Annotated in this window: 15 protein-coding genes and 1 riboswitch; of the genes, 8 read left to right on the forward strand and 7 right to left on the reverse strand. The window is 59.2% G+C overall.

What is annotated here, in order from left to right; translation table 11 throughout:
* Positions 1 to 64 precede the first annotated feature (64 nt).
* From gcvP to PL599_RS10655, 4 genes are all read right to left on the reverse strand, one after another.
* Positions 65 to 2,929 (reverse strand): aminomethyl-transferring glycine dehydrogenase, encoded by a 2,865-nt coding sequence (gcvP, locus tag PL599_RS10640; RefSeq protein ID WP_269823963.1) that lies wholly within the window; start codon positions 2,927 to 2,929, stop codon positions 65 to 67.
* Complete coding sequence (gcvH, locus tag PL599_RS10645) at positions 2,929 to 3,291, reverse strand: glycine cleavage system protein GcvH (protein WP_144574422.1); 363 nt, start codon at positions 3,289 to 3,291, stop codon at positions 2,929 to 2,931. The genes gcvP and gcvH overlap by 1 nt, the downstream gene beginning before the upstream one ends.
* A gap of 28 nt (positions 3,292 to 3,319) precedes the next feature.
* Positions 3,320 to 4,459, reverse strand: a complete 1,140-nt coding sequence (gcvT, locus tag PL599_RS10650) for a glycine cleavage system aminomethyltransferase GcvT (RefSeq protein ID WP_269823962.1) — start codon at positions 4,457 to 4,459, stop codon at positions 3,320 to 3,322.
* Positions 4,460 to 4,610: 151 nt separating this feature from the next.
* Positions 4,611 to 4,698, reverse strand: a riboswitch (glycine riboswitch).
* Between the two features lie 159 nt (positions 4,699 to 4,857).
* A complete protein-coding gene (locus PL599_RS10655) occupies positions 4,858 to 5,043 on the reverse strand; it encodes a DUF3008 family protein (RefSeq protein ID WP_269823961.1) in 186 nt (61 codons plus the stop codon).
* Between the two features lie 172 nt (positions 5,044 to 5,215).
* Between PL599_RS10655 and PL599_RS10660 the strand changes: the two genes are divergently transcribed.
* Positions 5,216 to 5,596 carry a hypothetical protein gene (locus PL599_RS10660; protein WP_269823960.1) on the forward strand — a complete coding sequence of 127 codons (381 nt, stop codon included), beginning with the start codon at positions 5,216 to 5,218 and terminating at the stop codon, positions 5,594 to 5,596.
* An 87-nt stretch (positions 5,597 to 5,683) separates the two neighbouring features.
* Complete coding sequence (locus PL599_RS10665; protein ID WP_269823959.1) at positions 5,684 to 6,670, forward strand: copper chaperone PCu(A)C; 987 nt, start codon at positions 5,684 to 5,686, stop codon at positions 6,668 to 6,670.
* A 61-nt stretch (positions 6,671 to 6,731) separates the two neighbouring features.
* Here the strand turns inward: PL599_RS10665 and PL599_RS10670 are convergent, their stop codons facing one another.
* Together PL599_RS10670 and PL599_RS10675 are read right to left on the reverse strand one after the other, a co-directional pair.
* A complete protein-coding gene (locus PL599_RS10670) occupies positions 6,732 to 7,160 on the reverse strand; it encodes a plastocyanin/azurin family copper-binding protein (protein ID WP_269823958.1) in 429 nt (142 codons plus the stop codon).
* 143 nt (positions 7,161 to 7,303) lie between these two features.
* The gene (locus PL599_RS10675) at positions 7,304 to 7,594 is read right to left on the reverse strand and encodes a hypothetical protein (protein ID WP_269823957.1); all 291 of its coding nucleotides are present in this window, start codon (positions 7,592 to 7,594) and stop codon (positions 7,304 to 7,306) included.
* 197 nt (positions 7,595 to 7,791) lie between these two features.
* Between PL599_RS10675 and crcB the strand changes: the two genes are divergently transcribed.
* The 6 genes from crcB to PL599_RS10705 all read left to right on the forward strand — a co-directional run bounded on the left by crcB (position 7,792) and on the right by PL599_RS10705 (position 11,912).
* Positions 7,792 to 8,169, forward strand: coding sequence for a fluoride efflux transporter CrcB (gene crcB, locus PL599_RS10680; RefSeq protein WP_269823956.1), 378 nt, complete (start codon positions 7,792 to 7,794; stop codon positions 8,167 to 8,169).
* A 66-nt stretch (positions 8,170 to 8,235) separates the two neighbouring features.
* Positions 8,236 to 9,225, forward strand: coding sequence for an RluA family pseudouridine synthase (locus tag PL599_RS10685; protein ID WP_269823955.1), 990 nt, complete (start codon positions 8,236 to 8,238; stop codon positions 9,223 to 9,225).
* Positions 9,226 to 9,231: 6 nt separating this feature from the next.
* Complete coding sequence (locus PL599_RS10690; RefSeq protein WP_077982321.1) at positions 9,232 to 9,900, forward strand: HAD family hydrolase; 669 nt, start codon at positions 9,232 to 9,234, stop codon at positions 9,898 to 9,900.
* A gap of 29 nt (positions 9,901 to 9,929) precedes the next feature.
* The gene (locus PL599_RS10695; RefSeq protein ID WP_269823954.1) at positions 9,930 to 10,724 is read left to right on the forward strand and encodes an ATP12 family chaperone protein; all 795 of its coding nucleotides are present in this window, start codon (positions 9,930 to 9,932) and stop codon (positions 10,722 to 10,724) included.
* Between the two features lie 60 nt (positions 10,725 to 10,784).
* Entirely contained in the window at positions 10,785 to 11,273 is a 489-nt protein-coding gene (locus PL599_RS10700) for a hypothetical protein (RefSeq protein ID WP_269823953.1), read from the forward strand.
* Positions 11,274 to 11,522: 249 nt separating this feature from the next.
* Complete coding sequence (locus PL599_RS10705; RefSeq protein WP_142912207.1) at positions 11,523 to 11,912, forward strand: RidA family protein; 390 nt, start codon at positions 11,523 to 11,525, stop codon at positions 11,910 to 11,912.
* 59 nt (positions 11,913 to 11,971) lie between these two features.
* Here PL599_RS10705 and fghA read toward each other — a convergent pair whose 3' ends face one another.
* A complete protein-coding gene (gene fghA, locus PL599_RS10710) occupies positions 11,972 to 12,805 on the reverse strand; it encodes an S-formylglutathione hydrolase (RefSeq protein WP_269823952.1) in 834 nt (277 codons plus the stop codon).
* Positions 12,806 to 12,811: the final 6 nt, after the last annotated feature.

Consider the following 12,811-nt stretch of genomic DNA (forward strand, 5'->3'; position numbering starts at 1 on the left):
TGTCGCCTTGACGGAAAAGGCCCGGATTGCTCCGGGCCTTCGCGTGTCGGCTTGCACCGTTGCCTTATTCCGCCGCTTCGGCGTAGGCCTCCATTGGCGGGCAGGTGCAGATGAGGTTGCGGTCGCCATAAACGTTGTCGATGCGGTTGACCGGCGACCAGTATTTGTCGATGCGGAAGGCGCCGGGCGGGAAGCAGCCCTTTTCTCGGCTATAGGGACGATCCCATTCGCCGACGAGGTCTTCCACCGTGTGCGGCGCGTTCTTCAGCGGATTGTTGCTCTTGTCCGCACGGCCTTCCTCGATGTCGCGGGCTTCCTCACGGATCGCCAGCATGGCATCGCAGAAACGGTCGATTTCCGCCTTGGTCTCGGATTCGGTCGGCTCGATCATCAGCGTACCGGCAACCGGCCAGCTCATGGTCGGTGCATGGAAACCGCAATCGATGAGGCGCTTTGCGACATCGTCCACCGTCACGCCGCAGCTGTCCGCTAAGGGCCGGGTGTCGATGATGCACTCATGCGCCACACGTCCGGTTTCGGACTTGTAGAGTACGTCGTAAGCGCCCTTCAGCCGTTCGGCGATGTAGTTGGCGTTGAGGATCGCCACCTTGGTCGCCTGCGTCAGCCCTTCGCCGCCCATCATCAGGCAATAGCTCCAGGAAATCGGCAGGATCGACGGCGAGCCGAACGGCGCGGCAGACACCGCACCTTCACGACCGTCCGTCGCCGGATGGCCGGGCAGGTGCGACGCCAGATGCGCCTTGACGCCGATAGGTCCCATGCCCGGGCCGCCGCCGCCATGCGGAATGCAGAAGGTCTTGTGCAGGTTGAGGTGCGAAACGTCAGAGCCGATATCGCCGGGACGGGCGAGGCCGACCATGGCGTTCATGTTGGCCCCGTCGAGATAGACCTGTCCACCATGCTTGTGGGTGATCTCGCAAATCTCGCGAACAGTCTCCTCAAACACGCCGTGGGTGGACGGGTAGGTGATCATGCAGCATGAGAGGTTTTCTGCATACTGCTCTGCTTTTGCGCGGAAATCATCGATATCGATGTCGCCGTTATCGCGTGCCTTCACCGGCACCACCTTCATACCGGCCATCTGCGCCGAGGCCGGGTTGGTGCCATGGGCGGACGTTGGAATGAGGCATATATCGCGATGGCTGTCGCCATTGGCCAAGTGATAGTTGCGGATGGTCAGAAGCCCCGCATATTCCCCCTGCGCGCCGGAATTCGGCTGCATGGAGAAGGCGTCGTAACCGGTCACCGAGCAAAGCTTCTCGGAGAGATCGTCGATCATCTCCTTGTAACCGAGCGCCTGATTGGCCGGCACGAAGGGATGGATGTCGGAAAATTCCGGCCAGGTGATCGGCAGCATTTCCGCTGTCGCATTCAGTTTCATGGTGCAGGAACCGAGCGGGATCATCGAGCGGTCGAGCGCCAGATCGCGGTCCGAAAGACGGCGGATGTACCGGGTCATCTCGCTTTCGGCACGGTTCATGTGGAAGATCGGATGCGTCATGTACTGGCTGGTACGCAGCAGTTCCTTCGGCAGGCGATATTCCGGCTCGAAATCCGAGATCGAGAAATTGCCGCCGAATGCGCGCCAGACCGCCTCAAGCGTCGCGGGACGCGTGCGCTCGTCAAGGCTCATGCCGATCTTGGTCGCGCCGACCTTGCGCAGGTTCACGCCTTCCGCAACGGCCGAGCGCAGGATGACGCCCTGCATATGGCCGACTTCGACGGTGATGGTGTCGAAGAAGGTTTCCGGCTCGATGACGTAGCCAAGTTTCTCCAGGCCCTTGGCCATCAAAACGGCCTTCTGGTGGGTCTGCTGGGCAATCGCCTTGATGCCCTGCGGGCCGTGGAAGACGCCGTACATGGAGGCCATGACGGCCAGCAGCACCTGCGCCGTGCAGATGTTGGAAGTGGCCTTTTCGCGACGGATATGCTGCTCGCGCGTCTGCAGCGACAGGCGATAGGCGCGATTGCCGCGCGCATCGACGGAGACGCCGACCAGACGGCCGGGCATGGAACGCTTGTGCGCGTCCTTGACCGACATGTAAGCCGCATGCGGGCCACCGTAACCGACAGGAACGCCGAAACGTTGCGAGGTGCCGATGGCGATGTCAGCACCCATTTCGCCGGGAGATTTCAGCAGCGTCAGCGCCAGCAGATCGGCGGCAACCGCGGCGATCGCGCCCGTCTGGTGCAGACGGGAAATCAGGCCCGAGAAATCGCTGACATGGCCGTGTGTGCCGGGATACTGGAAGATCGCGCCGAACACGTCGACAGGATCGAGATCGGTAAAGGGATTGCCGACGATCACCTTCCAGCCGAGCGGCGCCGCACGGGTCTCAATCAACGCGATGGTCTGTGGGTGGCAATTGGCGTCCACGAAGAAGGCGGTCGCCTTGGATTTCGCGACGCGTTGGCACATGGACATGGCTTCGGCGGCGGCCGTCGCTTCATCGAGCAACGATGCATTGGCGACATCGAGACCGGTCAGATCGCAGACCATAGTCTGGTAGTTCAAGAGCGCCTCAAGGCGGCCCTGGCTGATTTCCGGCTGGTAGGGCGTGTAAGCCGTGTACCATGCCGGGTTTTCCAGAATGTTGCGCTGGATGACCGGGGGCGTGATCGTACCGTAATAACCCTGGCCGATCAGCGAGGTCAGCACCTGGTTCTTGTTGGCCGTTTCGCGCAGGCGGTCGAGCGCCTCGCGTTCGGTCAGCGCGGCACCCCAGGTCAGCGGCACCTTCTGGCGGATGGAGGAGGGGACGGTGGCGTCGATCAGTGCGTCGAGGCTCTTATAGCCGACAACCTTCAGCATCTCCGCCATTTCCGACGGCGACGGCCCGATGTGACGCCGGTTGGCGAAATCATAGGGCTGGTAGTCGGTAAAATGGAATTCGGTGGGCGTCGTCATTACGCGATCAGCTCCTTGTAGGCTGCTTCGTCGAGCAGCGTCTCGGCATCGGCCGGATTGGAGAGTTTCAGCTTGAAGAACCAGCCGGCGCCCTGCGGATCGGAATTGACGAGCGAGGGATCATCAACGATGGCCTGGTTGATTTCCACCACTTCGCCATCCAGCGGACAATAGACATCGGACGCAGCCTTAACGGATTCAACGGTCGCAGCATCGCCATCCTTGGCGAAGGTGGCGCCCACTTCCGGCAATTCGACAAAAACCAGATCGCCAAGCTGCTCAGCGGCGTGGCTGGTAATGCCAACGGTGGCGACGTCGCCTTCGAACTTCAGCCATTCGTGTTCTGCGGTAAATTTCAGCATCGTGTTCTCTCCGGAGATGGAATGAGGATTAGCGTTTATAAGTGGGCTTGATGAAGGGCAGGACGGCGACCGTGACGGGCAGATATTTGCCACGCACTTCCGCGAAGATCACCGTGCCGGGAGCTGTGTAAGCCGTTGGCACGTAACCCATGGCGACGGGACCTTCGACCGAGGGGCCGAAACCACCTGAGGTGACTTCACCGATTTCCGTCTTGCCTTCGGCATCCGCAAAAAGCTTCGAATGGCCACGCACCGGGGCCTTGCCTTCCGGCTTCAGACCGACACGCCGGCGCGATGTGCCGTCCTTGAGTTCGCCAAGAATGCGTTCCGCCCCCGGAAAACCGCCTTCGCGATCACCGCCGGCGCGGCGCGCCTTCTGGATCGCCCATTCGAGCGAGGCTTCGATGGGGGAGGTCGTGGTATCGATATCGTTGCCATAAAGACAAAGGCCAGCTTCCAAACGCAAGCTGTCGCGCGCGCCAAGCCCGATGGCTTCGCAATCGGGATGTTCGAGCAGGGCCTTGGCGATCTCTTCTGCCTTGTCCACAGGCACGGAGATTTCAAAACCGTCCTCGCCGGAATAACCGGAGCGGGAGACGATGCAGGGCACATCATGCAACGGCACTTCCTGCACATCCATGAATTTCATGTCGGATACGCCTGTCCAAAGCTCCGCCAGCACCTCTTCCGCGCGCGGTCCCTGAAGCGCGATCAGCGCCCGGTCATCGAGAAGCGTTATTTCGCAAGCATTGGAAAGATGCGCCTTCATATGGGCAACATCGGCATCCTTGCAGGCGGCGTTTACGACAACAAAAAGATGATCGCCGCGATTGGTGATCATCAGGTCGTCGAGGATACCGCCGTTTTCGTCGGTGAAGAAACCGTACCGCTGCCGGCCTTCCTTCAGGCCGAAAATATCCACCGGCACCAGTTTTTCGAGGGCGAGCGCGGCATCTTCATTGTTGCCGGACTTCGCCTTCACGATCACCTGGCCCATATGGGACACGTCAAACAGGCCGGCGGAGGTGCGGGTCTGAAGATGCTCCTTCAACACACCGGTCGGATATTGCACCGGCATGTCGTAACCGGCAAAGGGCACCATGCGGGCGCCAAGCGATAGGTGCAGGGAATGCAGCGGCGTGGTTTTCAGCGCGGCGGTATCGTCCAAGGACGCCTCCAGGGTTGCGCGATATATCGCGCGGGCTCAGGTCATGGCGCGAAGCGCCGGTTCAAGAGCCCCCTCTGTCCTTGTCGCCTGAGATTGTTATCCCTTCGGCGAGCCGTCCTTTAGATCAAGGTGGCTTCTCTCCAGAGTTCCGTCGTCACCGCTGGTCCTTTTGCCTGAGAGTTTCCGGGGCGGTTGCTCCTTCGGCACCGCAGTGAAGCGGTTTCTCCCAACGATGATGCGACGCTCATTATCTTCGAAGCCCGGCTATTGGCAAGGACCAAATGACGCATCTGAACAGATTCTTGCTCCATCTGCGCCATCGTCATAGCAGCCGTCTCGTCGAAAGGTTTGCAGATGCGTTTCAGCGACCGGGATTCGGCCAGCGTAAAGATGCAATGCTAATCGGATTTTTTCTCCGGCAAGCCCTTCCGTTTCGTCGAGGTAAAATCCTCAAGTTCCTTTTCTGTCATAGACTTCTCCATGCTTTTTGAAGCGCCTTGTAAACTTGATTTTTTCACTTCGCCGCGTTTGGCGGCGAGAGCTGCACCCGCGGCTTTCTGCTGGGCTTTCGATTTGGCTGGCATGGTTGCCTCCTTTGAAACGATGGCTCCAGCAGAAAAATGCCGGCTTGCATTGATTGTTCCCTCGCAACTATCGAGCCTGCGGCAAAATTCCCCTTTGAAATCGGCAGGAAAGCGAGATATCGCGTAGAGTATGGATACAGATCGAAAGAGACGGCTGGCAGAATTGGAGAAGATGCTTCGCATTTTCTGCGCTGCCCTGATGTTGTCGCTCGGTTTTGCCCACAAGCCCGCGCTTGCCCTCAGCTCTCAGGTTGTCCTTGACGAGAGTTACCGGCTGCCGGACGGCACCTTGGCGGAAATCTGTTTTGGTCATAGCGACGGCGTCAACGCTTCCCATACCAAGGAAGGCCCCGCCCATTCCCGCGACGCCATCCTGTTCTGCGAGGCCTGCCTCCTGGCCTCGTCCATTCTTCTGCCGACGCCCGATACGGCTGGCTGGCTGAGGACTGAATTTGCCTGGCTCGACAATCGCCTGCCTTCGGAATGGAGCTTCCGCTCCGTGCTGACGATCCAGAAACCCGCCGCGCGCGGCCCGCCAACCCTGTCCGACTGATTATTCGTTTTACGGTATCATCGCCGCCTTTGGCGGCACGGAGCGGCTGCGCGGACCCAGAGGGAGAGCAGTCGCAGGGACAAGCAAATGAAAACTACCAAGATCATCACATGCAGCCTTTTCGTCGCTTCGTTATCGACCGCGCAGGCTTTCGCCCACGCCACCTTCGTTGACGGTTCGGCCGAACAGGAAAGCACCGTCGTCGCGGCCCTCCAGGTGCCGCATGGCTGCGACGGCGGGCTCGCCACGACCGAAGTTCAGATCAAGCTGCCGGAAGGATTCATTTCCGCCAAGCCGCAGCCCAAGGCCGGCTGGGAACTGGAAATCATCAAGGGCGACTACCAGAAGACCTACAAGAACCACGGCAAGGAGATTAAAAGCGGACCGGTCGAGATCCGCTGGAAAGGTGGCAACCTGCCGGACGAGTTCTACGACACCTTCGCCGTGCAGGGCAAAATCTCCGGCGTTGAAGTGGGGCAGGACCTGCCGTTCAAGGTGACGCAGCTTTGCGACGACAAGGGCAAGGTCTCCTGGGATGAAGTCGCAGCCGCCGGTGTCGATCCGCATTCGCTGAAAAGCCCGGCGCCGACCATCAAGGTAACCGCGAAGTCGGAACATGCCGGTGGGCACGATCATTCCGCCATGGCCATGGATATGGATGTCGTGAAGGCCGGCAACCTCGAAGTATCCGATGGCGCAACCAAGGCGATGCTACCGGGCCAGCCGGTCGGAGGCGGTTACGTCACCATCAAGAACACCGGCGACAGCGACGACAAGCTGGTTGGGGTCGAATCCTCTTCCGCCGGTCGCGCTGAAATCCACGAGATGGCCATGGTCAACGACGTCATGAAAATGCGCAAGCTGGATGACGGCATCGTCATTCCCGCCGGCCAGACGGTGGAACTGAAGCCCGGCGGCCTGCACATGATGTTCTTCGATGTGAAGAAACCCTTTGCCGAAGGCGACAAGGTGCCGGTGACGTTGGTCTTTGAGAAGGCCGGTAAAGTCGAGATTACCCTCTCGACGGGCGCAGCCAAGGGCGGTGAGGCCAAGGGCGAACACCAGCACAACTGACGATAAAAAGAGGCTGCCGGAACGCAATACCCATCCGGCAGCCTCAGTTAGTCGGCCATTCTTATTTTGTAACGGTTAGCCTGGCCTGCATGCCTGCTTCGTAGTGACCCTTGATGTTGCAGAAGAGAAGATAGGCCCCGGGCGTCAGCTTCGCCTTCAACTGCCCATCGCCACCGGGCTTGAGGTCTGCCACCTCGCCAAGGCTCTTCAACTGCTTTTCATCGACGCGATGTTTGGCTGTGTTGAGAGGGATTTTCTCATCGGCCGACTTCAGCTTTACGAGGATCATCTCGTGCTGTTCGCTCATTGCGTCATTATGGACCTGGAATACCGCGTCCCCTGCCTTGACCGTCTTCTGGTCCAAGACGAGCGTCATGGGACCTCCGCCTTCACCGCCTTCGGTTACCTTGATGGTGGTGGCAGCAAAAGCCGGCGCAGAGACTGTCAGCACTGCTGCGAAGACGGTGGCGTAACGGATCAATGATGTCATGATGTTCCTCCAGTGGATGTCGGAGGATTAGGAAATCTAACTGACGGCAACCTGAACGCGTGAAATCAAACTGACATATATCATAAAATGGATACGGAAATTTATCATAAAATGGATACGGAAATTATTATAAACACGTGATATTAAATAAATTTATTTCCTTCATTATCCTCATATGCCTGCTGGGCCTGTTCCAGCGTTGCCTGTTGCTCCTGGCGCTGGCTGGCAACCGTCAGGAAATAGAGTGCCAAGGCCGGCGGCTTGATTGCCGTCATCATGCCGCGAAGCTGGAAGTCCTCTCCACGTTCGGCCTTGCGTGCCAATTCGTGAATGGCGTCTTCGATTTCGGTTTTGCGCGGAGCGCGCTGCGACGGCTTCACGGCTTCCAGCGCGTAGGCTGCCGTATTCGCAGAAACAGAAAGAACCTGTGTCATCCAACCCCCGGTCATCTTGGCGACCCTGAAAACCGAATATTAGCACTCGCATCTTGTTGGAAGGCTAAATCGCGACACTGCAATTTAATCGTATTTTAATCGATGAAAGCAGCCGACGAGGGGGTTTCGCCAGCGGTTGCCTTGGTCTAGAAATGCGTCGGACTGCCCGGTCCGGCAACTCCCGGAGACATCATCCCATGATCAATATCGCTCTTGTCGCAGCAGGCGGCGCAATCGGTTCCGTCTTCCGTTATCTCGTCGGCGTCTGGAGCGTTCGGCTGGCGGGAGCGCACTTCCCGTGGGGAACGCTGGCTGTCAACGTGGCAGGTTCTTTCATGATCGGCTTTCTGGTGGAGCTGGTGGCGCGACGGCTGAACGCGTCAATGGAAATGCGCCTGTTTCTCGTCACCGGCGTGCTCGGCGGCTTTACGACGTTCTCGTCGTTTTCGCTCGATGCGGTCTCGCTGTTCGAACGCGGCACACTCGGGCTTTCCGCCGTTTACGTGCTTGCAAGCCTTGTGGTTTCCATCGCTGCGGTTTTCGCCGGGCTGGCCTTGGGCCGCAGTTTGTTCTAAAGGCTTGGTCCAAACGGCGCGCTGGCGAACAGGGCGCGCGATCAGGACAGAAAGACTGGAAATTTCATGGCAGGTATCGAGCACATCAAGGTCGGGGCCGACGAGGCCGGTATGCGCCTCGATCGCTGGTTCAAGATTCATTATCCGGGACTTGGTTTCGGGCAGCTGCAGAAGCTTCTGCGCTCCGGCCAGGTGCGTGTGGACGGCGGCCGGGTGAAGACGGATGCGCGCGTGCAGCCGGGACAGATGGTGCGCGTTCCGCCGGTCGATTCCGATCTCAAGGTCAAAAGCGGCCCGATCGGATCGAAGGATCTCAAACATTCCGAAGATGGGGAGCTTCTCGCGCGCATGCTGCTGCATGAAGACGACAAGGTCTTCGTTTTCAACAAGCCGGCCGGCATCGCCGTGCAGGGCGGCTCCGGCGTCACTCGCCATATTGACGGGCTGCTGGAAGCCTGGACCAACCAGAAGGGCGAAAAGCCGCGTCTGGTACACCGCCTGGACCGCGACACGTCGGGCGTGCTGGTGGTTGCCCGCACCCGCGGCGCTGCGCAGAAGCTGACCGCCGCCTTCCGCGAGCGCGACACCAAGAAGACCTATTGGGCACTGGTCAAGGGCGTGCCCCGCAAACATCAGGACAAGATATCCACCTGGCTCGTCAAGGAACAGACGATGGATGGCGACCGTATGCGTATCGCCATCCATGGCGAGGAGGGGGCCGATCACGCCGTCTCCTATTACCGCGTCATCGATACCGCCGCGCAGAATCTCGCCTGGCTGGAAATGGAACCCTATACCGGCCGCACCCATCAGCTTCGCGTGCACGCGCTGCATATGGGCCACCCGATCATCGGCGATCCCAAATATTACATCGACGATCCGAACTGGGATTTTCCGGGCGGCATCCAGAAGCGCCTACATCTGCATGCGCGCCACATCGATATTCCGCATCCGAATGGCGGCCGGCTTCGGGTCAGCGCACCCCTGCCGCCGCATATGGTGCAAACCTGGAACCTGCTCGGTCTCGACGTGGCCGATGGCGATAGGGAAGACTGACAGCCCATGAAACTGGTTCTTTTCGATTGCGACGGAACGCTGGTGGATAGCGCCGGCCTGATCCATGCCGTCATGGCAGACACTTTCGCTGATTTCGGCAAGCCGCGCCCCGATATCTCCGAAACCAAGGCGATCATCGGACTGACGCTCGATATTGCCATCGCCCGCATGCTCGGCAAGACACATGTGGATGACGAGGCGCAGGCGATGACAGAACGCTACAGGGAAATCTATCATCCCCTGCGGGAGCGCTCGGAAATGACCGTGCCGCTTTTCGACGGTATCGCCCCGCTGATCGATGCGCTTTCGAAACGTGACGATGTGCTGATCGGGGCGGTGACCGGCAAGGGCCGGCGCGGTCTTACCCATATACTGCAGACCCACGGCCTTGCCGATCACTTCATCGTTTCGCGTACGGCGGATGATTGCCCCTCCAAGCCGCATCCGGCCATGGTGATGGAATGCTGCCATGAAACCGGCATGGTTCCGGCCGATACTGTCGTAATAGGCGATGCGATTTACGACATGCAGATGGCCAAGGCTGCGGGCGCAAAAGCAATCGGCGTCGCCTGGGGCTATGCCTCGGTCGACGATCTCTGGAAGGCGGGCGCCGATGCGGTGGTCAACCACCCGCGCGAAATTCAGGCCTATGTTCCGGCCGATATTCTTGAATAACCTTTCTATCCGACTGACGAGGACGTGCCATGCGTGATCTCCTGAACGACCTTTCGGAGGGCCTGAGCCATCCCGACCCGATCCTGCGCGCGCAGATCCAGATGCAGAAGCCTCTGCCGAAGCGGTTCTACAAGGATGTCACCTTCGGCGGGGCGGAGGAGGGCGGTTTTACCATCCTTCTCGATGGCAAGCCGCTGCGCACTCCAGCCAAGAAGCCGCTGACCGTCCCGACGCGTGCGCTGGCGGAACTGCTTCGCGATGAATGGGACGCCCAGAAAGACGTGGTCAATCCGGTGGTCATGCCCGTCTCTCGGCATGTGAACACGGCCATTGATGGCGTCGCCAACGACACGCAGGCGGTTTTTGAGGACGTACTTCGTTTTTCTTCTTCCGATCTCCTCTGCTACAGGGCCGGCGACCCGGAAGCGCTGGTTGCGCGGCAGGCGGACCACTGGGATCCCGTGCTGGACTGGGCGGCCAATGTGCTCGGCGCGCGTTTCCTTCTCGTAGAAGGCGTGATGCATCAGGACCAGCCGCGCGAAGCCATCGCCGCTTTTGCGGTAACGCTGAAGAAATACGACACACCGATTGCGCTTGCCGCTCTACACACCATGACGTCTCTGACCGGCTCAGCCATTTTGGCGCTGGCGCTCGCGGAAGGGCAGCTGAAGCTGGAAGAAACATGGGCGCTCGCCCATCTGGACGAGGACTGGACCGCCGAGCAATGGGGCGAGGACGAGGAGGCGCTGGAGCGCCGCGCCGTCAGGCTTGTCGACATGCGCGCGGCCCTCAATGTTCTGGAGTCGCTGAAGAGCGCCTCTTAACGCTTTTCTAACCCTGATCGTCGAACATGTGGCTACCTCACGTTAGGGGAGCCGCTGATCATGATTACCACGCTAAAACGCCTTGGCATTCTTGTGCTGGCGTGTTTCGTGCTCATGTCTTTCAGGCTGGAACCGGAAGCGACTAATACCGACCGGCTGCTTTATGACGTGCGCGGCGCGTTCGTCGCGGCACGCCCGGATGTCGCCCCGGCGCTGATGCAGTCCATCCATGCGCAGGTGCAAAATGCGATCAAAACCACGGCGCGTGGAGAAACAAGGCCGCGCGTGGTGCTGACCATCCGACTTGCATCCGTTACACGCGGTCCCTTCCTGTTCGGGGAAAGGGCGTCAGCCAAGATTATCGTCCGCGCCGCCGCCGTTGCGACGGGAGAGGTAATTGCAGAAGCCAAATTCACCGCCACCGTCGTCAGCTTCGACGATCAGTCAATAGAGCAGGAACTTGCCTATGGCGTCGCCGAACGCGTGATCCGCGAATTCAGGCTGAACCGGCGCGCTCCGACGACGCTTGCGACGGCTCTGTTTCCATAAGCAGGACACAAAAGGCGAGGGCGTGACGGCTATTCGTCCGCATCTCAGCTTCAGAAATATCTCAAGCTTCAATCGGGCGCATCTTCTGTGCCTCTAAGCTCACATACGTCGCGTATATATAATTGACATGCGACGCGTATGTAATTATCTGGCATACGTAACGTATGTAAATGGACGTCCGAAGCCTTCTTTGAATAAGAGCAACGCTTCTCGCGTCCATGACCACTCCAGCCAAAAGAGAGATTCACAATGACCGCACGCGAAGCAATTTTCCCCGCTAACAGGCATGCGCTTTACGAGGAGCATGGCTATTCCGCAGCTATCCGATCCGGTGACCTTCTTTTCGTTTCCGGCCAGGTCGGCAGCCGTGCCGATGGAACGCCTGAACCTGATTTTGGGCGACAGGTCCGGCTGGCCTTCGAAAATCTCAAGGCAACGCTTGAGGCGGCGGGCTGCACCTTCGACGACATTGTGGATGTGACGACGTTCCACACGGATCCGGAAAACCAGTTCGGCACGATCATGACCGTCAAGCAGGAGATTTTCAGCCAAAAGCCTTACCCGAACTGGACCGCCGTCGGCGTCAACTGGCTTGCCGGCTTCGATTTCGAGATCAAGGTCATTGCCCGTATCCCGTAATGTCAGGTTAGATATGAAGCGGCGGCGCTTAAAGGGCGCCGCCAACCTTCTTTCTATCCTTACCCCAGCCGCTCCGCATGCCACTTCAAATGGTCATCCATGAAAGTGGAGATAAAATAATAGGAGTGGTCGTAACGATCGTGCATGCGCAGCGTCAGGCCGATATCCGTGCCCCTGATCGCCTCTTCGAACAGCCAGGGGCGCAGGCCTTTTTCCAGGAAACTATCGGCTTTGCCCTGATCGATCAGAAATTCGGGAAACCGTGCGCCATCCTCGACCAGCGAGCAGGCGTCATAGCGACGCCATGCGGTCCTGTCAGCACCGAGATATTTTTCCAGCGCCGGTTCCGACCAGTCTGCGGAAGAGGGGGCAACGATGGGTGCAAAAGCCGAGCAGCTCTTGAAACGCTCGGGGTTTTTCAGCGCAATGGTCATCGCGCCATGACCGCCCATCGAATGACCGAAAATGGCCTGGCGGCTCATATCCGCGCGGAAATGCTGGCCGATTAGGGCAGGCAGCTCTTCCGTCACATAGCTGTACATCTGGTAGTGCTCCGACCACGGCTCCTCCGTGGCGTCGAGATAAAAACCGGCGCCCTTGCCCATCTGCCAGTTGGTCAGCTCATCCGGCACGTCATTGCCGCGCGGGCTGGTATCCGGGCAGACGATGATAAGTTCGAGTTCAGACGCCATGCGGCGATATTCGCCCTTCTCCATGACATTGGCGTGGGTGCAGGTGAGGCCCGAGAGATACCAGACAACCGGGCAGGGCTCATGGATCGCCTTCGGCGGCACATAAACCGCAAAGGTCATCTCAGATTTCAGGGTTTCCGATGTATGCGAAAACACGCCCTGCATGCCGCCAAAGGCCGTATTTTGCGAAATAATATTCATGAAGAC

Source organism: Agrobacterium sp. ST15.16.055 (assembly GCF_027956555.1).
Lineage (GTDB): Bacteria > Pseudomonadota > Alphaproteobacteria > Rhizobiales > Rhizobiaceae > Agrobacterium > Agrobacterium salinitolerans.

Excerpts from the sequence above, each read along its gene's own strand:
- gcvP (WP_269823963.1), bottom strand. The coding sequence starts at position 2,929 with ATGACGACGCCCACCGAATTCCATTTTACCGACTACCAGCCCTATGAT.
- gcvH (WP_144574422.1), bottom strand. The coding sequence starts at position 3,291 with ATGCTGAAATTTACCGCAGAACACGAATGGCTGAAGTTCGAAGGCGAC.
- PL599_RS10655 (WP_269823961.1), bottom strand. The coding sequence starts at position 5,043 with ATGCCAGCCAAATCGAAAGCCCAGCAGAAAGCCGCGGGTGCAGCTCTC.
- PL599_RS10660 (WP_269823960.1), top strand. The coding sequence starts at position 5,216 with ATGCTTCGCATTTTCTGCGCTGCCCTGATGTTGTCGCTCGGTTTTGCC.
- PL599_RS10665 (WP_269823959.1), top strand. The coding sequence starts at position 5,684 with ATGAAAACTACCAAGATCATCACATGCAGCCTTTTCGTCGCTTCGTTA.
- PL599_RS10670 (WP_269823958.1), bottom strand. The coding sequence starts at position 7,160 with ATGACATCATTGATCCGTTACGCCACCGTCTTCGCAGCAGTGCTGACA.
- PL599_RS10675 (WP_269823957.1), bottom strand. The coding sequence starts at position 7,594 with ATGACACAGGTTCTTTCTGTTTCTGCGAATACGGCAGCCTACGCGCTG.
- crcB (WP_269823956.1), top strand. The coding sequence starts at position 7,792 with ATGATCAATATCGCTCTTGTCGCAGCAGGCGGCGCAATCGGTTCCGTC.
- PL599_RS10685 (WP_269823955.1), top strand. The coding sequence starts at position 8,236 with ATGGCAGGTATCGAGCACATCAAGGTCGGGGCCGACGAGGCCGGTATG.
- PL599_RS10690 (WP_077982321.1), top strand. The coding sequence starts at position 9,232 with ATGAAACTGGTTCTTTTCGATTGCGACGGAACGCTGGTGGATAGCGCC.
- PL599_RS10695 (WP_269823954.1), top strand. The coding sequence starts at position 9,930 with ATGCGTGATCTCCTGAACGACCTTTCGGAGGGCCTGAGCCATCCCGAC.
- PL599_RS10700 (WP_269823953.1), top strand. The coding sequence starts at position 10,785 with ATGATTACCACGCTAAAACGCCTTGGCATTCTTGTGCTGGCGTGTTTC.
- PL599_RS10705 (WP_142912207.1), top strand. The coding sequence starts at position 11,523 with ATGACCGCACGCGAAGCAATTTTCCCCGCTAACAGGCATGCGCTTTAC.
- fghA (WP_269823952.1), bottom strand. The coding sequence starts at position 12,805 with ATGAATATTATTTCGCAAAATACGGCCTTTGGCGGCATGCAGGGCGTG.